This is a genomic window from Kitasatospora sp. NPDC005856 (assembly GCF_040629945.1).
Lineage (GTDB): Bacteria > Actinomycetota > Actinomycetes > Streptomycetales > Streptomycetaceae > Kitasatospora.
The window spans coordinates 64,057-83,743 of sequence record NZ_JBEXWT010000020.1; the positions used below are offsets into that span (position 1 = coordinate 64,057).

Consider the following 19,687-nt stretch of genomic DNA (forward strand, 5'->3'; position numbering starts at 1 on the left):
CCAGCCCGTAGGCTGGGGCCGGGCGGCCGGAGGGAGCAGGCGGATGGAGCGGCGCGAGGTGGCCAACACCGTGTCAGGCGCCACGGTGGGTGGCCACGTGGTGCAGGCCGGGAGCATCGGGTCGCTGCACCTCCACCAGCCGCCGGTGGTGCCGAGGCCGCATCAGATCCGGCCTCCGCACGGTCCTTTCGTCAACCGGGAGCCCGAACTCGCCGCGCTCACCGAGGCCTTGGGCCGGGTCGTGGCGGGCGGACCCGGGGTCGTGGTGTTCACCGGCCTCGGCGGCGTCGGGAAGACCGAGCTGATCGCCAGGTTCGCCGCGGACCACCGCGAGCACTTCCCGGGCGGGGACCTCTACGCCGACCTGAAGGCCTACCGGCACCAGGGCGGGGTGGACCTCCCCGAGCTGCTGGCCGGATTCCTGCGCGCCCTCGGTGCCGAGCCCCCGGCCGCGGAGGCCGAGCGGTTCACGGCCTTCCGCACCGCGACCGCCGAGCGCCGGTGCCTGTTCTTCCTGGACAACGTCGAGCACGCCGCGGAGGTCCGCGCGCTGCTCCCGGCCGGCGGGCTGGTGGTGGTCGCGAGCCGGCGGCGGTTGCCCGCGCTGCGGACGGACGGCGCCGAGGTGCGCCGGCTCGGCCCGCTGAGCGCGAGGGCGGGCACCGAGCTGGTGCGCGGCTGGGTGGGCCCCGGGCGGGGCAGCGACGGGGAGCTGGCGGAACTGGTCGAGCTGTGCGGCGGGCTGCCGCTCGCGCTGAACGCGGTCGGGAGTCAGCTGCTGGACCGGGAGCACCTGCCGGTCGGCCGGGTGGTGGCCGAACTGCAGGACCGGGAGGGCGGGTTGGCGATGCTGGAGGGCGAGGAAGGCGATCTCGGCGCGACGTACGACCTGGTCTACGAGCGGCTGTCGGCGCCGGGCCGGGCGCTGTACCACCTGATCGGGGTGCACCCCGGCCCCTTCGTCTCCGCCGAGCTGGCCCGTGCGGTCGGCGTCGAGCGGGCCGAGCAGGCGATCGGGGAGCTGCGGAGCGTCCACGTGCTGGACGAGGTGGTGGACGGCGACCGTGAGGAGCGTTTCCGGGCCCACGACGTGGTGCGGTTGCACGCCTACGGCCGGACGCGGGAACCGGCCGACCGCGGGGACCTCCTCGCCGCCGTCGTGGCGTACTACCGGGGCCGGGCGTCGGCCGCCGACCGTGCGATGGCCGGGAAGAGGCTGCGCCTGCAGGACCCGAGCGGTGACGACCTGCCCCGCTTCGCCTCCGGCACCGAGGCCCTGGAGTGGCTGTACGCCGAGCGGGCCAACGTCCGCGCGGTGGTGGAGGAGGCGGCCGCGCAGGGGTGGCACGGCGAGGTGTGGCGGCTCTGCGAGTCGCTCTGGCCGCTGTACCACGGCCGGAAGCTCTACCAGGACTGGATCGCCACCCACCGGCTCGGCGTCGAGTCGGCCCAGTGGGACAACCAGCCGGCCGCCGTGGTCCGGATGCGCAACCAGCTCGCCCGGGCCCACTTCGACCGCAAGGAGTACCGGCTCGCCGCCGAGCAGTTGGCGCTGGCCGCGGAGCAGCTTCCGCTGGTGGCCGACCGCCGGGTGGTGGGGGTGCTCCACGAGACGGACGGTCTGCTCTGCCTGGCCGACGGCCGCCCGGGCGACGCGGTGGAGCGGTTCACCCTGGCCCTGGCGGAGAACCGGGGCGACGACCACGGCGAGATCGTCCAGAGCTACCACCTGGCCCAGGCGCTGATCGCCGACGGCCGTCCGCAGGAGGCGCTGACCCTGCTGGCCGGGGCCACCGAGCGAGCCGAGCGGACGCGCGACACGGACATGCTGATGAAGCTGCCGCTGGTCCGGGCCCGGGCCCACCGGGCGCTCGGGCAGCCGGACCTCGCCGTCGCCCACGCGCAGGACTGCGCCCGGCGGGCCGAGGCACTGAGCCAGTACGCGAAGGAGGCGCAGGCCCACACCCTGCTGCTCGCCCTCGCCGAGGAGCTGGAGGACGCGGACCTGGCGGAGCGCAGCCGTGCGCGGCTGCGGGAGCTGTCGGACTAGCCGGTACGGAACGAGACCCGGGTGCGGTGCTCGCCGGTGCGGATGGTGAGCCCGTGCTCGGGGAGGCCGGCCGGGTCGCCGCCGTCGGCGAGCCAGCAGGCGACGGCGGAGCCGAGCAGCAGCGGGTCGAGGCCGGGGTCGGGCCGGCCCCAGTCCGGTTCGGTGCGGGCCTCCAGCAGCGGGCCGGTGCGCAGCCGGAGCAGGTGGCGGGCCGAGCCGAGGGCGGCCACCGCGACGGCGAGGCCGGGCAGTTCGGCGGCGGTGTCGGCGAGCCAGCGGGCGGCGGGGCGTTCGGCGTGGGTCTCGGTGCGGGCGAGCACCTCGGCGGTGTAGCGCAGGGCGTCGCCCGGGTGCTCGTCGGTGAGGGCGTGGAAGCCGCGCGGGGCGTGGTCGTGCGGGTCGAAGGGGTAGCGCCGCAGGCTCACCTCGGTGCCCTCGGCGCTGCCCCGGACGTCGTACGCGGTGGGCCCCTCGGCGCCGTCGGGGCAGGGGACGGGTCGGGGATAGGGCGGCAGGGCCGGTTCGCCCCGGGGTTCGTCGAGGTCGTCCAGGAAGGAGTAGAGCAGCGGGCGCAGCACCCGGGCGGATTCGCCGCGGCGGGCGAGGGAGCGGTCGGTGATCTCGCGCAGGCCGGTCGGGTCCTGGGCGAGGGCGGATTCCAGCTGGGCGGCGAGGTCTGCGCCCGGGTCGAGGACGGGTGCGGCCTGGCCGAAGGCGTAGCCGGGGGAGCGTGGGTCGAGTTCGGCGGCGCCGGTGGCGACGAGCAGGGTGCGGTGCTCCAGGGCGGCGCCGTAGACGGTGACCGAGCCGTGGTCGCCGATCACGCAGTCGGCGGCGACGAGCGCGGCCTGCCAGCCCTGGTGGGGCGGGATCAGGCGCAGGCCCATCCGGCGGGCGTCGTCGAGCAGTGCCTCGGGGTCGTGGCGGCTCCACACGTTGGGGTGCAGGACGACGGCCACCGTGTACTCGTCGGCGGGCAGTTGGCGGACCAGCCGTTGGGGCAGGTCGGGGTGGCGGCCGAATAACGAGTGCTCGCTCCAGGTGGAGCTGACGACGACGAGCCGTCGGCCGTCGACGGCACCGAGTGCGGTGCGGTAGGCGTCCCGGGAGCGCCGGCTGGCGAGCATCCGGTCGAAGCACGGGTCGCCGACCACCCGGGCGACGTCCAGCGCCTCGGGGCAGGAGGTCTGCAGCCGGTCCAGCTGCTCGGGGTGGGAGAGCCCGAGGACGTCCACGAACACCCTTCCGCGGTGGGTGAGTTCGTTGCGGGACAGGCCGGCCGAGCTGACCGTGTCGCCGGTGGACTCGGTCACCAGGCGGTTGTAGCCGGCGCCGTGCGGGAGGACGACGAGGCGGGCGTCCAGCCGGTGCATGGAGGAGTGGACGGCGCAGGCGACGGCCAGGTCGAAGCGGCGGCGGACGGCGTCCTCCCAGTCCAGCACGGTGAAGCCGGGCAGGCCGTGCAGGTACGCGTCCAGGGCGCGGTCGGCGAAGGCGGAGCCGGGGTTGACGGTGAAGTAGCGCTCGACGCCGTCCGGGTGCAGCAGGGTGAGGACGTCCAGGACCCGGGTGGCCGAGGTGAGGGTGCGGGCGACCGCCAGCACGCGGGCCCTGACCGGTCGGGTGTTCCACCGGTCGGCGGGCCAGGCGTGGGGGTGGGACGGCACACCATGATCGTACTCACCCGCTCCGGCCGCGGCGCGGTTCCGAGTGCCGGTCAGGGGATCGGCGGGCCGGCGGGTCGGCCGGTGGCCGTGGATGGGGCCCGCGGGTCAGCCGGTGGCCGCGGTGGGCTCGTGGTGTTCGGCGGCGGCGCACTCGTCGAGGAGGGGGCGCATGGCCTCGTCCACGAGCCGGTAGCGCACCACTCGTCCGTCCCGGTCGCCGGTGACCACGCCGGCCGTGCGGAGCAGCCGCAGGGCCTGGGAGACGGCGGGGTCGCGCATGCCGGTGGCGACCGCGAGGTCGGTGACGGCGAGCGGGCCGGCCCGGTGGAGGGCGAGCAGCAGGGCGAGCCGACCTGGGTCGGCGAGCAGGGAGAACCGCTCGGCCCAGGACCGGACGTGGGCCGGGTCGCCGATCGCGGCGATGGCCTCGCAGACCCGGTGTCCGTCGATGGTGCGGTGGTCCGCGCGGTCGGCCGGTACGAGATGCATGGGGGCATTCTCGCAGGCGGTGGCCTGTGATCCTGGACACCTGCGCAGGTGCGCAGCCTTGCACGCGTGAGGCGCGGCCCCTACGGTGTTCCCCGCCGTGGTGCTCGGGAAGACCGGTGACGGACCCTCAGGGGTCCCAGCCCGGAGCGGCCCTCGCCACTGTGATCGGGTCGTTCCTTCGTCCGCGGAGGAGCGTCGGCCGTACCCAGCGAGCCACTGGGCGCCTCGTGCGCCTGGGAAGGCGGGTACGGGCGTCCCGTAAGCCAGGAGACCGGCCACGGCATCTCACGAGGTTTTCCACGAGGTGCTGGAGCGTGATCCGCAGATGACCCTGCCCGAAACCGTTGCCGCCGGGGCGAAGCCGGCCCCCTCCGTGCTGCCCAGCTTCAAGTGGCGGCGCGAGGACACCATCCGTACGGCCGGGCTGATGGCGGTGATCGTGGCCATGCACGTGGTGGCCTTCGGCACGCTGATCTTCCTGGTCGCACCCGAGAAGTACGCGGTCGGTACCCAGGTCTTCGGGGTGGGCCTGGGTATCACCGCGTACACCCTCGGCATGCGCCACGCCTTCGACGCCGACCACATCGCGGTGATCGACAACACCACCCGCAAGCTGATGGCGGACGGCAAGCGGCCCGTCTCGGTGGGCTTCTGGTTCGCCCTCGGGCACTCCTCGATGGTGGTGCTGATGGCCGCCCTGGTGGCGGGCGGCGCGCAGCTGGCGGACACGCTGATGGACGACGAGTCGACCACCCACAAGTGGCTCGGCATGGTCGGGACGACCACCTCCGGCGTGTTCCTCTACCTGATCGGCGCGCTCAACCTGGCGGCGCTGCTGGGCATCCTCAAGGTGTTCCGTTCGATGCGGGCCGGGCAGTTCGACGAGAAGGAGCTGGAGTCGCACCTCGACTCGCGCGGCTTCATGGCCCGGGTGCTGAACCGGGCGACCCGTTCGATCACCCGGCCGGGGCAGATGTTCCCGGTGGGCATGGTGCTGGGCCTGGGCTTCGACACCGCGACCGAGGTCACCCTGATGGTGATGGCCGGTTCGGGCGCGGCCTCCGGGCTGCCCTGGTACGCGATCGCCTGCCTGCCGCTGCTGTTCGCGGCCGGGATGAGCCTGTTCGACACCCTGGACGGGACGTTCATGAACTTCGCGTACCAGTGGGCCTTCGCCAACCCGGTGCGCAAGGTGTACTACAACCTGACCATCACCGGCCTGTCGATCGCGGTGGCCTTCATTATCGGCACCATCGAGCTGGTCGGGGTGCTGCACGAGAAGCTCGATCTGACCGACCCGGTCACCGGGTTCATCGCCGACATATCGCTGGACAACGTCGGCTACGCCATCGCCGGGCTGTTCGTGGTGGTCTGGGCGGTGGCGATCGGCTACTGGAAGCTCGCCCGGGTCGAGCAGCGCTGGACACCGGACCAGGAGGCCTGAGCACGCGGAACGCGCCGAACGGCGCCGCCCCCGAAAATCCGGGGCGGCGCCGTTCGGCGCGTTCGCGGTCAGTGCCGGTCGCCGTAGCGGCGGCGGAACTGCTCGACCCGCCCGGCGGTGTCCAGCACCCGGGACTGGCCGGTGTAGAAGGGGTGGCTCGCCGAGGAGATCTCGACGTCGATCACCGGATAGGTGTCGCCGTCCTCCCACTCGACCGTGCGGTCACCGGTCACGGTGGAGCGGGTGAGGAAGGCGAGGCCGCCGACCTTGTCGCGGAAGACGACCGGACGGTAGGCGGGGTGGATTCCGGACTTCATGGGGGACTCCTCTCGGGTCGGGGTTCGGCGCTCCTCGCGGGTCGGGGTTCAGCGCTCCTCGCGGAAGTCGACGTGCCGGCCGGCGGCCGGGTCGTACTTGCGCAGGACCAGCCGGTCCGGGTCGTTGCGGCGGTTCTTGCGGGTCACGTACGTGAAGCCGGTGCCGGCGGTGGAGCGGAGCTTGGTCACCGGGCGCAGTTCGCTGCGGGCCATCGGGCGTCCTCCTGGGGCTGGGGTGTCGGACCTCGGGCGTCGGATCGAAACCGTACACCGAAATGGATGTCGTTTTCGTCTTCTCGCCATTCGCCCCAACGCGGGCCCGGTCCGGTCCATTCCCGGATGACGGCGCGAGGGGGCGGCGCGGTCGCGCAGGGGGGCGCGCAAGGGGTATTGGGGGTTCTGTCGGGGGTGCTCGGCGGGCGCTTCGGGCCGGGGGTTCGTAGGCTCGACGCATGGCGGATGCGTACGCGGGGCGGCGGGAGCGGGTGAGGGAGCACTGCAGTGCGGCCGGGGCCGATGCGGCGCTGATCACCCGTGCGGCGAACGTGCGGTACCTGACGGGCTGCGCGCCCTGCGGGGCGAGCCTGCTGCTGACCAGGGAGCGGGCGCTGCTCGCGCTTCCGGACGACCTGCCGCCGGACGATTCGGGGGAGCACCTGATCGCCCCGGACGTCACCCGGCTGCCGGTGGCGTCCGGGTCGGACACCGCGCTGGCCGCCGCGGCCGCCGCCGCGCGGTCCGGGGTGGCGGGCCTGGCGGTGGAGGAGCACGACCTGACCGTCAGCCGGCACCGGGCGGTGGGGGGCCTGGCCGAGGGGGCCCGGCTGGTGGACCTCGGACAGACGGTCGAGCGGCTGCGGGTGATCAAGGACGAGCGCGAGATCGCCGACCTGCGGATCGCGGCCGAGATCGCCGACCAGGCGCTGGGCGAGTTGCTGGAGTCGATCCTGGTGGGCCGCACCGAGCGACACCTGGCGATGGAGCTGGAGCGCCGGATGATCGACCACGGCGCCGACCGGGCGGCCTTCCCGGTCTCCGTCGGCACCGGCGGCCACTCCGGCCAGCCCGCCCACCAGCCGACCGACCGCCGGGTGGAGGAGGGCGACTTCCTGACCGTGGTGATGGGCGCCCAGTACCGCGGCTACGGCGTCTCCACCGCCCGCACCTTCGTGATCGGGGCGGCTCCCGCGCCCTGGCAGGTGGAGCTGCACCGGCTGGTCTTCCGGGCTCAGCGGGCCGGGCGGGAGGCGCTCGGACCCGGCGTGGAGCAGTGCGTGCCCGACCGGGCTGCCCGGCAGGTTCTGGAGGCGGCGGGCCACACCGAGGCCTCCCCGCACCCGGTGGGCCACGGCATCGGGCTGGAGATCCGGGAGGCCCCGCGCCTCGGTCCGTCGGACATGGGTAAACTGGACAGCCGCGTACCGGTCACCGTCGGTCCGGGGGTCCACCTCCCGGGCAAGGGCGGGGTCCGGATCGAGGACACGCTCGTCGTGCGCCCCCTCGAAGAGGGCGGGCCCGAGCTGCTCACCATCACCACCAAGGAGCTCCTCGCCCTGTGACCGCGGCCCCCGGGGCCGTGGACGGCAGGACGCAATCCCTTGGTTCCTTGACAGCTATACAGGAGTTAGTGCGCCCGTGGCTTCCACGAACGATCTCAAGAACGGCATGGTCCTCAAGCTGGAGGGCGGCAAGCTCTGGTCCGTCGTCGAGTTCCAGCACGTCAAGCCCGGCAAGGGCCCGGCCTTCGTGCGTACCAAGCTCAAGGAGGTCCTGACGGGCAAGGTCGTCGACAAGACCTTCAACGCCGGCACCAAGGTCGAGACCGCCAACGTCGACAAGCGCGGCATGCAGTTCTCGTACAAGGACGGCGAGAACTTCGTGTTCATGGACATGGACACCTACGACCAGCTCACCATCGAGCCGGCCGTCGTCGGTGACGCCGCCAACTACCTGCTGGAGGGCTTCGAGGCCCTCGTCGCCACCAACGACGGCGCCGTCCTCTACATCGAGCTCCCGACCTCGGTCGAGCTGGTCATCTCGCACACCGAGCCGGGCGTCCAGGGCGACCGCTCCACCGGTGGCACCAAGCCGGCCACCCTGGAGACCGGTGCCGAGATCCAGGTGCCGCTCTTCGTCGTCACCGGCGAGAAGGTCAAGGTCGACACCCGCGACGGCAGCTACCTCGGCCGGGTGAAGTAAGTCCGTGTCGGCCGCACGTAGCAAGGCCCGCACCCGGGCCTTCCAGATCCTCTTCGAGGCCGACCACCGCGGGGCCGACCCGCAGCAGGTCCTCGCCGACTGGGTGGCCCGCGCCCGCGAGCCCAAGCCCGACGAGGGCACCCCGCAGGTCGCCGAGTACACGATGGAGCTCATCGAGGGGTACGTCCAGCACGCTCGTCGCATCGACGACCTGATCGAGCAGTACGCCGTGGGCTGGACGCTCGACCGGATGCCGATCGTGGACCGCAACGTCCTGCGGCTCGGTGCCTACGAGCTGATCTGGGAGGACGGCGTCCCGGACGCCGTCGTCCTGGACGAGGCCGTCGAGATCGCCAAGGAGTTCTCCACGGATGACTCCCCGGCCTTCGTCAACGGCATGCTCGCCCGTTTCCTGGAACTGAAGCCGAGCATCCGCCGGTAATCAGGTCGACCACGCGAACGGCCGTCGGACCCGAACGGGTGTCCGGCGGCCGTTCCGCGTTTCACCCGATCGGCGTAGGGTGTGGACCTACTTGCCAGTAACTTGGCGTCCGGAACCACGCGTGAAGGGCAGATCCCCCACATGACCACGGCGATCCGCAGCGAGTTCGACCAGGGCATCGCCCTGACCAGGCACCCCGAGGAGGCCGGCCGCTACGAGGCCGAGCTCGGCGCCGGCTGGCAGATCGGCGGCGGGGTGAACGGGGGACTGCTGCTCGCGGTCGCCGGACACGCGCTGTCGCTGGAGCACGGCACCCACCCGGACCCGATCTCGATCAGTGGTTACTACCTGTCCGCCTCCACCCCCGGCCCGGCCACCGTCCGCACCGAGGTGCTGCGCACCGGCCGCGGCCTGTCCACCGGCACCGCCTCGCTCAGCCAGGACGGCGTCGAGCGGCTGCGGGTGGTGGCCAGCCACGGCGACCTCGCCACCGCCGACGGCGAGGTGCGCACCAGCGCGCTGCCGCCCCAGCTGCCGCCGCCGGACCAGTGCATCGGCGTCGAACACGCGCCCAAGGAGCTGATCACCCAGGCCGCCCTGCTGGAGCGGTTCGACCTGCGGCTGGACCCGGCCACCGTCGGCTGGGCGCTCGGGCAGCCCTCCGGCAACGGACGGATCCAGGGCTGGTTCCGGCTCGCCGACGGCCGCGAGCCCGACCCGCTGCTGCTCCTGCTGGTCGCCGACGCGCTGCCGCCGGTCACCTTCGACCTCGGGCTGCCGGGCTGGGCGCCCACCATCGAGCTGACCGTCCACCTGCGGGCCAGGCCCGTGCCCGGCTGGCTGCGGGTCACCCACGCGACCCGCAACCTGGCCGGCGGCTACTTCGAGGAGGACGCGGAGGTCTGGGACGAGTCCGGCCGGCTGGTCGCCCAGTCCCGTCAGCTGGCCCGGGCTCCCCGGCCGGCCTGACCCGACCCGATCCGCCGACCCGATCCGCCGACCCGATCCGCCGGCCCGATCCGCCGCCCCCGTATTACCGGTGGTTACATTCCTGTGACACGCCGTACGTGTGCGGCGCGCGCGGATGGGGAGAAAGACGGTCAGCGGCACGCCTGCCGCCGACCGTCCACCCCTGAAGCCAGGAGCCACCGATGAGTCAAAAGGGTCGCGCCCGCCGTAACTCCGACTGCACCGCCGGCGGCTCGCGCCCCGCGGTGCGGGCGCCGCACCGGCCGCGGCGGCCCGAGGGCGCCGAGCAGGCCTTCGTCATCGGAGTGCTCACCAACGCCGCGGACTTCGCCCGGGCCCGCGCCTGGGGGATCTCGGATGCCCCCGACCACGAGCGCTACCTGGCCGACACCGCCGAGCTGCTGGCCGAGGCGCTGGAGCGGTTCGACAGCGTCCGCGCCCGGATGTTCCACCCGCAGGACTTCGAGGAGTTCTGCGTGCTGTACGGGCTGGACCCGGCCGAGCCCGCCGCCCGCGACCGCTACCTGGTCAACCCGGCCCTGCAGACCCAGCTGCTGGCCTATCAGGGCGAGGAACTGGCCGGGGACTTCGTACCCCGCCTGGTGCGCGCCCGGGAGAACGGGCTGACGCTCTGCCACGCCGACCTGCTGCTCGACGGGGGCCTGTGCGGGGGCGCGGGCGCGCCCGACGAGGAGCACGCCGCCTGGGTGCGCTCCGCCTACCAGCGCGGTGGCGAGGTGTTCCGGCGGATGCTGGTCGGCGCGGGCGCCGGCGTGTACGAGCTGCGCCTGCGGGTGGACGCGCCCGGCGGGAGCCTGACCGCGGCGGCGCGGGTGCTCCAGTGGGAGGACGGCGTGGTCCGGATCAACGACGAGGACCTGGAGCTGGTCTGCGCGGTGCTCTGCACCGGGCTGGCCCTGGAACTGCCGGGCGTCGCGGTGCTGCACGGCTCGCAGGGCTCGGCCGCCTCCTGCGGGGAGTACCTCCAGGCCTCCTGGGCCTGGTCGACCGGCGGGCAGGAGTGGGCCCCGGCGGACCGGCCGGTCCGGCTGGACGGCGTGGCGGCGCAGCCCGGCTACAGCCTGGGCACGGTCTGCTGAGGCGTCCGCCGCGCCGCCGCGGTGCCCCGACACCGCGGCGCGGCCCCCGGTCGGGGGGCCGCGCCGTGACGTTTCTGCATGCCGGCACGGCCGAAGCCCGTGCCGGGTCGTACCTGGATCCGCTGGCGGGAGCCGGTGCGGTGAGCCTCAGCTCGCGTCCTCCTCGCGCACCGCGCGGCGCGCGTCGGGGTTCAGCACGCCCCAGGAGATCAGCTGCTCGGTGAGGATCGACGGCGACTGGTCGTAGATGACGGCCAGGGTGCGCAGGTCGTCCTGGCGGATCGACAGCACCTTCCCGTTGTAGTCGCCGCGCTGGCTCTGGATGGTCGCCGCGTAGCGCTGCAGCGGACCGGCCTTCTCGGACGGGACCTGGGTCAGTCTCTCCAGGTCGAGGACCAGGCGCGGCGGCGGCTCGGCCGCACCGCCGGGCGTACCGCCGGGCAGCAGCTCCTGCACCGGGACGCCGTAGAACTCCGCCAGTTCGGCCAGCCGCTGCACGGTGACCGCACGGTCACCGCGCTCGTACGAGCCGACGACGACTGCCTTCCAGCGCCCCTGGGACTTCTCCTCGACACCATGCAGGGAGAGACCCTGCTGAGTGCGGATCGCTCGGAGCTTGCCTCCGAGCTGCTTCGCGTAGTCGCTGGACATTGATCTCCCCGGACGAGATTGCTTCGCGTTCAGTGGTGGGTCACGGGCGATTGCCGACGCCGTTACCGGTGGGTCCGACGTCTGTCTCGTAACTCACTGTGAGGTTACGTAGAGTAAGGTAGTTGCGTCAAGCCGAATGGGGCAGCCGTGCGAATGGCCCGCATCGTCGACACGTCCGGAGTGTTAACCCCCGGAAGCGGAATGTTGGCCGTCTGTTTGCGATCCGGCACGCTGCTAGGATGGCTCGAAGCCCGCGCCCGGTCGGCGGGGGCCAATCCCAGACATCCTTTAAGACCCGTCCCGTGAGGCGGGGAAGGAGGTCCGCTTCGGCATGACCACACACCATGAACCGACGTCCCGGCCGCCGCACCAGGTGCTCGACGGCACGGACATCGCCCGGGTCGTCACCCGGATAGCGCACGAGATCGTCGAGCGCGCCAAGGGCGCGGAGGACGTCGTGCTGCTCGGCATCCACACCAGGGGCGTCCACCTCGCCCGCCGCCTGCACGGCCGGCTCGCCCAGATCACCGGGCGCGAGATCCCGCTGGGCACCCTGGACATCACCATGTACCGGGACGACCTGCGGCTGAAGCCCGCCCGCGCCCTGGAGCACACCGAGATCCCGCCCGGCGGCGTCGACGGCAAGCTCGTCATCCTGGTCGACGACGTGCTCTTCTCCGGCCGGACCATCCGCGCCGCGCTGGACGCGCTGAACGACATCGGCCGCCCGCGCGCCGTCCAGCTGGCCGTCCTGGTCGACCGCGGCCACCGCGAGCTGCCGATCCGCGCCGACTACGTGGGCAAGAACCTCCCCACCTCGCTGCGCGAGGCCGTGCAGGTGCGCCTGTCCGACAGCGACGGCGTGGACGCCGTCCTGGTCGGCGACCGCGACTTCGCCGCCCGCAGCTCGCAGGCCCTGGCTCCCCAGCCTTCCGAACCGCACCTCCCGGAGTAACCCGCGTGAAGCGCCACCTCGTCTCCGCCGCCGATCTCAGCCGCGACGACGCGCTGCTGATCCTGGACACCGCCGAGGAGCTGGCCCAGCTCTCCGGCCGGGCCGTCAAGAAGCTGCCCACGCTGCGCGGCCGCACCGTCGTCAACCTCTTCTTCGAGGACTCCACCCGGACGAAGACCTCCTTCGAGGTCGCCGAGAAGCGCCTCTCGGCCGACGTCATCAACTTCTCCGCCAAGGGCTCCTCGGTCTCCAAGGGCGAGAGCCTCAAGGACACCGCGCTGACCCTCCAGGCGATGGGCGCCGACGCGGTGGTCATCCGCCACCACGCCTCCGGCGCCCCGGCCCGGCTGGCCCAGTCCGACTGGCTGCACGGCAGTGTGATCAACGCCGGTGACGGCACCCACGAGCACCCCACCCAGGCGCTGCTCGACGCCTTCACCATGCGCCGCCACCTCAACCCGGGCGGCGGCAACGACCTGGCCGGCCGCCGGGTGACCATCGTCGGCGACGTGCTGCACAGCCGGGTCGCCCGCTCCAACGTCCACCTGCTGAACACCCTCGGCGCGCAGGTCACCTTCGTCGCCCCGCCCACGCTGCTGCCGATCGGGGTCGAGAACTGGCCCTGCGAGATCAGCTACGACCTGGACGCCGTGCTGCCCAAGACGGACGCGCTGATGATGCTGCGGGTGCAGCGCGAGCGGATGAACGCCGCGTTCTTCCCGACCGAGCGCGAGTACAGCCGCCGCTACGGCATGAACGGCCGCCGGATGGCCCAGCTGCCGGACCACGCGATCGTGATGCACCCCGGCCCGATGGTCCGCGGCATGGAGATCACCGCCGAGGTCGCCGACTCGCCGCGCTGCACCGCCGTCGAGCAGGTCGCCAACGGCGTGTCCGTCCGGATGGCCGTCCTGTACCTGCTGCTCGGCGGAGCCACCATCGCCGACACCGCCCGCACCGACTCCGTGGAGACCTCCCAGTGACCAGCTACCTGATCCGCAACGCCGAGGTCCTGGGCGGCGCCCCGCAGGACCTCCACCTCGCCGACGGCGTGATCAAGGCGATCGGCACCGGCCTGACGGTCGAGGCGGACATCGAGATCGACGCCACCGGACTGATCGCCCTGCCCGGCCTGGTCGACCTCCACACCCACCTGCGCGAGCCCGGCCGCGAGGACGCCGAGACCGTGCTCACCGGCACCCGGGCCGCCGCGATGGGCGGCTTCACCGCCGTGCACGCGATGGCCAACACCACCCCGGTGGCCGACACCGCCGGCGTGGTCGAGCAGGTCTGGCGGCTCGGCCAGGAGGCCGGCTACTGCGACGTGCAGCCGGTCGGCGCCGTCACCGTCGGCCTGGAGGGCAAGAAGCTCGCCGAGCTCGGCGCGATGCACGAGTCCGCCGCGGGCGTCCGGGTCTTCTCCGACGACGGCAAGTGCGTGGACGACGCGGTGCTGATGCGCCGCGCCCTGGAGTACGTCAAGGCCTTCGACGGCGTCGTCGCCCAGCACGCCCAGGAGCCGCGGCTCACCGAGGGCGCCCAGATGAACGAGGGCCAGGTTTCCGGCGAGCTCGGGCTCGGCGGCTGGCCGGCCGTCGCCGAGGAGTCGATCATCGCCCGCGACGTGCTGCTCGCCGCGCACGTCGGCTCCCGGCTGCACGTCTGCCACCTCTCCACGGCCGGCTCGGTCGAGATCGTCCGCTGGGCCAAGTCCAAGGGCTGGGACGTCACCGCCGAGGTGACCCCGCACCACCTGCTGCTCACCGACGAGATGGTCCGCACCTACGACCCGGTGTACAAGGTGAACCCGCCGCTGCGCACCGCCGAGGACGTCAAGGCACTGCGCGCCGCGCTGGCCGACGGCACCATCGACGCCGTCGCCACCGACCACGCGCCGCACCCGGACGAGGACAAGGACTGCGAGTGGGCCGTGGCCGCGATGGGCATGGTCGGCCTGGAGACCGCGCTGTCGGTCGTGCAGCAGACCATGGTCGACACCGGCCTGCTGAACTGGGAGGGCGTCGCGGACCGGATGTCCCACCGCCCGGCCCGGATCGGCCGCCTCGCCGGCCACGGCCGGCCGATCTCGGTGGGTGAGCCGGCCAACCTGGTGCTGTTCGATCCCGCGTACCGTGGTGTCGTGAACCCGGACAGCTTCGCCACCCGCAGCCGCAACACCCCCTACAAGGGCCTGGACCTGCCCGGACGGGTGCACGCAACCTTCCTGCGCGGGCGCGCCACCGTGCTGGCCGGAGAGCTCGCCGAGCAGGACGGCGCCCAGTGATGGTCCCCGCCGCGCTCGCCCAGGAGCAGGCGAAGGTCACCAACTGGCCCGGCTACATCGGCTGGACCATCGGCCTGCTGATCGTGATCGGCCTCGTCTACTGGCTGATGCGCCAGGGCTGGAACTGGCGACGCACCCTGCAGTCCGGCATCCCGCCGCTGCCGGCCGTGCCGGCCCGCGCCGGACGCACCATCCTGGAGACCAGCGGCCGGTACCACGGCACGACCACCGCCGGGAACTGGCTCGACCGGGTCGTCGCCCACGGCCTGGGCACCCGCAGCCGCGCCGACCTCACCCTCGGCGAGGACGGCCTGCTGGTGCAGCGCCCCGGTGACGTCGACTTCTGGATCCCGGCCGAGCACCTGACCGGTGCCCGCACGGAGTCCGGGATCGCCGGCAAGGTCGTCCCCTCCGGGCTGCTCGTCGTCAGCTGGACGCTCCCCGAGCCTTCGGCCGGGGGGACCCCCACGGGCACGATCGAGCTGGACTCCGGCTTCCGGGCCGACCACCCCGATGAGCACGCCGCCTGGGTCGAGGCGGTCGCTCAGCTCGCAACACGTACGAAGACGAAGACGGAAGAGGCCGCGCAATGACCGCACCTGCCCCCACCACGCAGCGCCAACGGCGGGAACGAGTGCCTGCCGTGCTCGTCCTGGAGGACGGCCGGACCTTCCGCGGACAGGCCTACGGCGCCATCGGCGAGACCTTCGGCGAGGCGGTCTTCAACACCGGCATGTCCGGCTACCAGGAGACCCTCACCGACCCGTCGTACCACCGCCAGGTGGTCGTGATGACCGCCCCGCAGATCGGCAACACGGGCTGGAACGACGAGGACGACGAGTCCCAGCAGATCTGGGTCGCCGGCTACGTGGTGCGCGACCCCGCCCGGGTCGCCTCCAACTGGCGCTCGCTGCGCCCGCTCGACGAGGAACTCGTCAACCAGGGCGTCGTCGGCATCAGCGGCATCGACACCCGCGCGCTGACCCGCCACCTGCGCGAGCGCGGCGCGATGCGCTGCGGCATCTTCTCCGGCGAGGCGCTGGCCGACCAGGCCACCCTGCTCGCCCGGGTGCAGCAGTCGCCCGAGATGAAGGGCGCCGACCTGTGCGCCGAGGTCGCCACCAGCGAGCCCTACGTGGTGCCGGCGATCGGTGAGAAGCGGTTCACCGTCGCCGCGCTGGACCTCGGCATCAAGGCGATGACCCCGCAGCGGATGGCCGAGCGCGGCATCGAGGTGCACGTGCTCCCCGCCAACTCCACCCTGGAGGACGTCTACGCCGTCAACCCGGACGGCGTCTTCTTCTCCAACGGCCCGGGCGACCCGGCCACCGCCGACCACCAGGTCGCCGTGGCGCAGGGCGTGCTGGAGCGCAAGACCCCGTTCTTCGGGATCTGCTTCGGCAACCAGATCCTCGGCCGCGCCCTGGGCTTCGGCACCTACAAGCTCAAGTACGGCCACCGCGGCATCAACCAGCCGGTGCAGGACCGCACCACCGGCAAGGTCGAGGTGACCGCCCACAACCACGGCTTCGCCGTGAACGCCCCGCTGGACAAGGTGAGCGACACCCCCTACGGGCGGGTCGAGGTCTCCCACGTCTGCCTCAACGACGACGTGGTCGAGGGCCTCCAGGCACTCGACGTCCCCGCCTTCAGCGTGCAGTACCACCCCGAAGCGGCCGCCGGTCCCCACGACGCCGCCTACCTGTTCGACCGCTTCGTGAAGCTCATGGAGGGCCAGCGTGCCTAAGCGCACTGACATCAAGTCCGTCCTGGTGATCGGCTCCGGCCCGATCGTGATCGGCCAGGCCGCCGAGTTCGACTACTCGGGCACGCAGGCCTGCCGGGTCCTCAAGGCCGAGGGCCTGCGGGTCGTGCTGGTCAACTCCAACCCGGCCACGATCATGACCGACCCGGAGATCGCCGACGCCACCTACGTCGAGCCGATCACCCCGGAGTTCGTCGAGAAGATCATCGCCAAGGAGCGCCCCGACGCGCTGCTGCCGACCCTGGGCGGCCAGACCGCGCTCAACACCGCGATCTCGCTGCACGCGGCCGGCACGCTGGAGAAGTACGGCGTCGAGCTGATCGGCGCCGACGTCGAGGCGATCAACAAGGGCGAGGACCGAGACCTCTTCAAGGGCGTCGTCGAGGCCGTCAACGCCAAGATCGGCCACGGCGAGTCCGCCCGCTCGGTCATCTGCCACACCATGGACGAGGTGCTGGCCGGCGTCGACACCCTCGGCGGCTACCCGGTCGTCGTGCGCCCCTCCTTCACCATGGGCGGCGCCGGCTCCGGCTTCGCCCACAACGAGGAGGACCTGCGCCGCATCGCCGGCCAGGGCCTGACCCTCTCGCCGACCACCGAGGTGCTCCTGGAGGAGTCCATCCTCGGCTGGAAGGAGTACGAGCTGGAGCTGATGCGCGACAAGCACGACAACGTCGTGGTCGTCTGCTCCATCGAGAACTTCGACCCGATGGGCGTGCACACCGGTGACTCGATCACCGTCGCCCCGGCGATGACCCTCACCGACCGCGAGTACCAGATCCTGCGCGACATCGGCATCGCCGTCATCCGCGAGGTCGGCGTCGACACCGGCGGCTGCAACATCCAGTTCGCCGTCAACCCCGACGACGGCCGGGTCATCGTCATCGAGATGAACCCGCGCGTCTCCCGCTCCTCGGCGCTCGCCTCCAAGGCCACCGGCTTCCCGATCGCCAAGATCGCCGCCAAGCTGGCCGTCGGCTACACCCTGGACGAGATCCCCAACGACATCACCGAGGAGACCCCGGCCTCCTTCGAGCCGACCCTCGACTACGTCGTCGTCAAGGTCCCGCGGTTCGCGTTCGAGAAGTTCCCGAGCGCCGACGCCACCCTGACCACCACCATGAAGTCCGTCGGCGAGGCCATGGCCCTGGGCCGCAACTTCCCCGAGGCGCTCCAGAAGGCGCTGCGCTCGCTGGAGAAGAAGGGCTCCCAGTTCGGCTGGAGCGGCCCCGTCGGCGACAAGGCGGAGCTGCTGGCCAAGGCGGTCGTGCCGACCGACGGCCGGATCAACACCGTGATGGAGGCCATCCGGGCCGGCGCCACCCCGGAGGAGGTGTTCGAGGCCACCAAGATCGACCCGTGGTTCGTCGACCAGCTCTTCCTCCTGGACGAGATCGCGGCCGAACTCGCCGAGGCGCAGGAGCTCACCCCCGAGCTGCTGCGCCACGCCAAGCGGCACGGCTTCTCCGACCAGCAGATCGGCGAGATCCGCGGCCTGAAGCCGGACGTGGTCCGCGAGGTGCGCCACGCCCTCGGCATCCGCCCGGTGTACAAGACCGTCGACACCTGCGCCGCCGAGTTCGCCGCCAAGACCCCGTACTTCTACTCGTCCTACGACGAGGAGAGCGAGGTCGCCCCGCGCACCAAGCCCGCCGTGATCATCCTGGGCTCCGGCCCGAACCGCATCGGCCAGGGCATCGAGTTCGACTACTCCTGCGTGCACGCCTCCTTCGCGCTCGCCGACGCCGGGTACGAGACCGTCATGGTCAACTGCAACCCGGAGACCGTCTCCACCGACTACGACACCTCCGACCGGCTCTACTTCGAGCCGCTCACCCTGGAGGACGTGCTGGAGATCGTCCACGCCGAGCAGCAGGCCGGCCCGCTCGCCGGTGTGATCGTCCAGCTCGGCGGCCAGACCCCGCTGGGCCTGGCCCAGGCGCTCAAGGACAACGGCGTGCCGATCGTCGGCACCCAGCCCGAGGCGATCGACCTCGCCGAGGAGCGCGGCGCCTTCGGCCGCGTCCTGCGCGACGCCGGCCTGCCGGCCCCCAAGCACGGCACCGCCTTCTCCTTCGAGGAGGCCAAGGCGATCGCCGACGAGATCGGCTACCCGGTGCTCGCCCGCCCGTCCTACGTGCTCGGCGGCCGCGGCATGGAGATCGTCTACGACGAGGCCTCGCTCGCCTCCTACCTGGAGCGGCACGCCGGTCTGATCTCCGAGCACCCGGTGCTCATCGACCGCTTCCTGGACGACGCGGTGGAGATCGACGTCGACGCGCTCTACGACGGCACCGAGCTCTACCTCGGCGGCGTCATGGAGCACATCGAGGAGGCCGGCATCCACTCCGGCGACTCCGCCTGCGCGCTGCCCCCGATCACCCTCGGCGGCTTCGACATCAAGCGCCTGCGCACCTCCACCGAGGCCATCGCGCGCGGTGTCGGCGTCCGCGGCCTGATCAACATCCAGTTCGCCATGGCCGGGGACATCCTCTACGTGCTGGAGGCCAACCCGCGCGCCTCCCGGACCGTCCCGTTCACCTCCAAGGCGACCGCCGTGCCGCTGGCCAAGGCCGCCGCCCGGATCTCGCTCGGCGCCACCATCGCCGAGCTGCGCGCCGAGGGCCTGCTCCCGGCCGAGGGCGACGGCGGCACGCTGCCCGCCGACGCGCCGATCGCGGTCAAGGAGGCCGTGATGCCGTGGAGCCGCTTCCGCGACATCCACGGCCGCGGGGTGGACACCGTGCTCGGCCCGGAGATGCGCTCGACCGGTGAGGTCATGGGCATCGACAGCGTCTTCGGCACCGCCTACGCGAAGGCGCAGGCCGGTGCGTACGGCGCGCTGCCGACCAAGGGCAAGGTCTTCGTCTCGGTGGCCAACCGCGACAAGCGCAACCTGGTCTTCCCGGCCCGGGCGCTGGTCAACCTCGGCTTCGAGGTGCTCGCCACCGCCGGCACCGCCGAGGTGCTCCAGCGCGGCGGCATCCCGTCCACGCTGGTGCGCAAGCACAGCGAGGGCGAGGGCCCGAACGGCGAGAAGACCATCGTCCAGCTGATCCACGACGGTGAGGTCGACCTCATCATCAACACGCCGTACGGCACCGGCGGCCGCCTCGACGGCTACGAGATCCGCACCGCGGCCGTCGCCCGCGCGGTGCCCTGCCTGACCACCGTCCAGGCGATGGGCGCGGCCGTGCAGGGCATGGACGCGCTGCTGCGCGACGAGGTCGGGGTGATGTCGCTCCAGGAGCACGCCGAGCTGATCAACGCCGGTCGCAAGTAGCACCACCGCAGTGGGGGGCACCGAAAGCCAATGGGTGCCCCCCACTTCCATGCCCGCCCACCCGTCGCCCGC

Annotated in this window: 18 protein-coding genes and 1 riboswitch; of the genes, 13 read left to right on the top strand and 5 right to left on the bottom strand. The window is 72.5% G+C overall.

Annotated features, from left to right (window positions below; all coding sequences use genetic code 11):
* Positions 1–43 precede the first annotated feature (43 nt).
* A complete protein-coding gene (locus tag ABZ449_RS15020) occupies positions 44–2,050 on the top strand; it encodes an AAA family ATPase (RefSeq protein ID WP_360345517.1) in 2,007 nt (668 codons plus the stop codon).
* On the opposite strand, the gene ABZ449_RS15025 is transcribed toward ABZ449_RS15020, so the two are convergent.
* The gene (locus ABZ449_RS15025) at positions 2,047–3,717 is read right to left on the bottom strand and encodes a hypothetical protein (protein WP_360345519.1); all 1,671 of its coding nucleotides are present in this window, start codon (positions 3,715–3,717) and stop codon (positions 2,047–2,049) included. The two genes, ABZ449_RS15020 and ABZ449_RS15025, sit on opposite strands and share 4 nt — an antisense overlap.
* Positions 3,718–3,822: 105 nt before the next feature.
* A complete protein-coding gene (locus ABZ449_RS15030; RefSeq protein WP_360345521.1) occupies positions 3,823–4,206 on the bottom strand; it encodes a metalloregulator ArsR/SmtB family transcription factor in 384 nt (127 codons plus the stop codon).
* 81 nt (positions 4,207–4,287) lie between these two features.
* Positions 4,288–4,501, top strand: a riboswitch (cobalamin riboswitch).
* 30 nt (positions 4,502–4,531) lie between these two features.
* Between ABZ449_RS15030 and ABZ449_RS15035 the strand changes: the two genes are divergently transcribed.
* Complete coding sequence (locus tag ABZ449_RS15035) at positions 4,532–5,650, top strand: HoxN/HupN/NixA family nickel/cobalt transporter (RefSeq protein ID WP_360345523.1); 1,119 nt, start codon at positions 4,532–4,534, stop codon at positions 5,648–5,650.
* A gap of 68 nt (positions 5,651–5,718) precedes the next feature.
* Here ABZ449_RS15035 and ABZ449_RS15040 read toward each other — a convergent pair whose 3' ends face one another.
* Both ABZ449_RS15040 and rpmG read right to left on the bottom strand, forming a co-directional pair.
* On the bottom strand, positions 5,719–5,967 hold the full coding sequence (locus tag ABZ449_RS15040) for a type B 50S ribosomal protein L31 (protein ID WP_360345525.1): 249 nt from the start codon (positions 5,965–5,967) through the stop codon (positions 5,719–5,721).
* Positions 5,968–6,015: 48 nt separating this feature from the next.
* Positions 6,016–6,180 carry a 50S ribosomal protein L33 gene (gene rpmG, locus ABZ449_RS15045; protein WP_360345527.1) on the bottom strand — a complete coding sequence of 55 codons (165 nt, stop codon included), beginning with the start codon at positions 6,178–6,180 and terminating at the stop codon, positions 6,016–6,018.
* Positions 6,181–6,419: 239 nt separating this feature from the next.
* Here rpmG and ABZ449_RS15050 point away from each other — a divergent pair, with 239 nt between their 5' ends.
* The 5 genes from ABZ449_RS15050 to ABZ449_RS15070 all read left to right on the top strand — a co-directional run bounded on the left by ABZ449_RS15050 (position 6,420) and on the right by ABZ449_RS15070 (position 10,677).
* Entirely contained in the window at positions 6,420–7,526 is a 1,107-nt protein-coding gene (locus tag ABZ449_RS15050; RefSeq protein ID WP_360345529.1) for an aminopeptidase P family protein, read from the top strand.
* 76 nt (positions 7,527–7,602) lie between these two features.
* Positions 7,603–8,166, top strand: coding sequence for an elongation factor P (efp, locus tag ABZ449_RS15055; protein WP_360345531.1), 564 nt, complete (start codon positions 7,603–7,605; stop codon positions 8,164–8,166).
* Positions 8,167–8,170: 4 nt separating this feature from the next.
* Positions 8,171–8,608: a transcription antitermination factor NusB gene (gene nusB / locus ABZ449_RS15060; protein WP_360345533.1), complete on the top strand. Its 438-nt coding sequence runs from the start codon at positions 8,171–8,173 to the stop codon at positions 8,606–8,608.
* Between the two features lie 141 nt (positions 8,609–8,749).
* Positions 8,750–9,577: a thioesterase family protein gene (locus ABZ449_RS15065; RefSeq protein WP_360345535.1), complete on the top strand. Its 828-nt coding sequence runs from the start codon at positions 8,750–8,752 to the stop codon at positions 9,575–9,577.
* A 182-nt stretch (positions 9,578–9,759) separates the two neighbouring features.
* Positions 9,760–10,677 carry a hypothetical protein gene (locus ABZ449_RS15070; protein WP_360345537.1) on the top strand — a complete coding sequence of 306 codons (918 nt, stop codon included), beginning with the start codon at positions 9,760–9,762 and terminating at the stop codon, positions 10,675–10,677.
* A 147-nt stretch (positions 10,678–10,824) separates the two neighbouring features.
* Here the strand turns inward: ABZ449_RS15070 and ABZ449_RS15075 are convergent, their stop codons facing one another.
* Positions 10,825–11,328, bottom strand: coding sequence for a transcriptional regulator (locus ABZ449_RS15075; protein ID WP_030056198.1), 504 nt, complete (start codon positions 11,326–11,328; stop codon positions 10,825–10,827).
* 331 nt (positions 11,329–11,659) lie between these two features.
* Here ABZ449_RS15075 and pyrR point away from each other — a divergent pair, with 331 nt between their 5' ends.
* The 6 genes from pyrR to carB are packed head-to-tail and all read left to right on the top strand — an operon-like array spanning position 11,660 to position 19,615.
* Positions 11,660–12,283: a bifunctional pyr operon transcriptional regulator/uracil phosphoribosyltransferase PyrR gene (pyrR, locus tag ABZ449_RS15080; RefSeq protein ID WP_360345539.1), complete on the top strand. Its 624-nt coding sequence runs from the start codon at positions 11,660–11,662 to the stop codon at positions 12,281–12,283.
* A gap of 5 nt (positions 12,284–12,288) precedes the next feature.
* Positions 12,289–13,266, top strand: coding sequence for an aspartate carbamoyltransferase catalytic subunit (locus ABZ449_RS15085; RefSeq protein WP_360345541.1), 978 nt, complete (start codon positions 12,289–12,291; stop codon positions 13,264–13,266).
* Positions 13,263–14,567, top strand: a complete 1,305-nt coding sequence (locus tag ABZ449_RS15090; RefSeq protein WP_360345543.1) for a dihydroorotase — start codon at positions 13,263–13,265, stop codon at positions 14,565–14,567. Before ABZ449_RS15085 ends, ABZ449_RS15090 begins: the two co-directional genes overlap by 4 nt.
* A complete protein-coding gene (locus ABZ449_RS15095; protein WP_360345622.1) occupies positions 14,567–15,160 on the top strand; it encodes a hypothetical protein in 594 nt (197 codons plus the stop codon). Before ABZ449_RS15090 ends, ABZ449_RS15095 begins: the two co-directional genes overlap by 1 nt.
* Complete coding sequence (gene carA / locus ABZ449_RS15100; RefSeq protein ID WP_360345545.1) at positions 15,157–16,314, top strand: glutamine-hydrolyzing carbamoyl-phosphate synthase small subunit; 1,158 nt, start codon at positions 15,157–15,159, stop codon at positions 16,312–16,314. Before ABZ449_RS15095 ends, carA begins: the two co-directional genes overlap by 4 nt.
* The gene (gene carB, locus ABZ449_RS15105; protein ID WP_360345547.1) at positions 16,307–19,615 is read left to right on the top strand and encodes a carbamoyl-phosphate synthase large subunit; all 3,309 of its coding nucleotides are present in this window, start codon (positions 16,307–16,309) and stop codon (positions 19,613–19,615) included. The genes carA and carB overlap by 8 nt, the downstream gene beginning before the upstream one ends.
* Positions 19,616–19,687 lie beyond the last annotated feature (72 nt).

Coding starts and splice junctions, on each gene's coding strand:
- ABZ449_RS15070 (WP_360345537.1), top strand. CDS start 9,760: ATGAGTCAAAAGGGTCGCGCCCGCCGTAACTCCGACTGCACCGCCGGC.
- ABZ449_RS15020 (WP_360345517.1), top strand. CDS start 44: ATGGAGCGGCGCGAGGTGGCCAACACCGTGTCAGGCGCCACGGTGGGT.
- ABZ449_RS15095 (WP_360345622.1), top strand. CDS start 14,567: ATGGTCCCCGCCGCGCTCGCCCAGGAGCAGGCGAAGGTCACCAACTGG.
- ABZ449_RS15035 (WP_360345523.1), top strand. CDS start 4,532: ATGACCCTGCCCGAAACCGTTGCCGCCGGGGCGAAGCCGGCCCCCTCC.
- pyrR (WP_360345539.1), top strand. CDS start 11,660: ATGACCACACACCATGAACCGACGTCCCGGCCGCCGCACCAGGTGCTC.
- ABZ449_RS15030 (WP_360345521.1), bottom strand. CDS start 4,206: ATGCATCTCGTACCGGCCGACCGCGCGGACCACCGCACCATCGACGGA.
- ABZ449_RS15050 (WP_360345529.1), top strand. CDS start 6,420: ATGGCGGATGCGTACGCGGGGCGGCGGGAGCGGGTGAGGGAGCACTGC.
- ABZ449_RS15040 (WP_360345525.1), bottom strand. CDS start 5,967: ATGAAGTCCGGAATCCACCCCGCCTACCGTCCGGTCGTCTTCCGCGAC.
- carA (WP_360345545.1), top strand. CDS start 15,157: ATGACCGCACCTGCCCCCACCACGCAGCGCCAACGGCGGGAACGAGTG.
- rpmG (WP_360345527.1), bottom strand. CDS start 6,180: ATGGCCCGCAGCGAACTGCGCCCGGTGACCAAGCTCCGCTCCACCGCC.
- ABZ449_RS15065 (WP_360345535.1), top strand. CDS start 8,750: ATGACCACGGCGATCCGCAGCGAGTTCGACCAGGGCATCGCCCTGACC.
- ABZ449_RS15075 (WP_030056198.1), bottom strand. CDS start 11,328: ATGTCCAGCGACTACGCGAAGCAGCTCGGAGGCAAGCTCCGAGCGATC.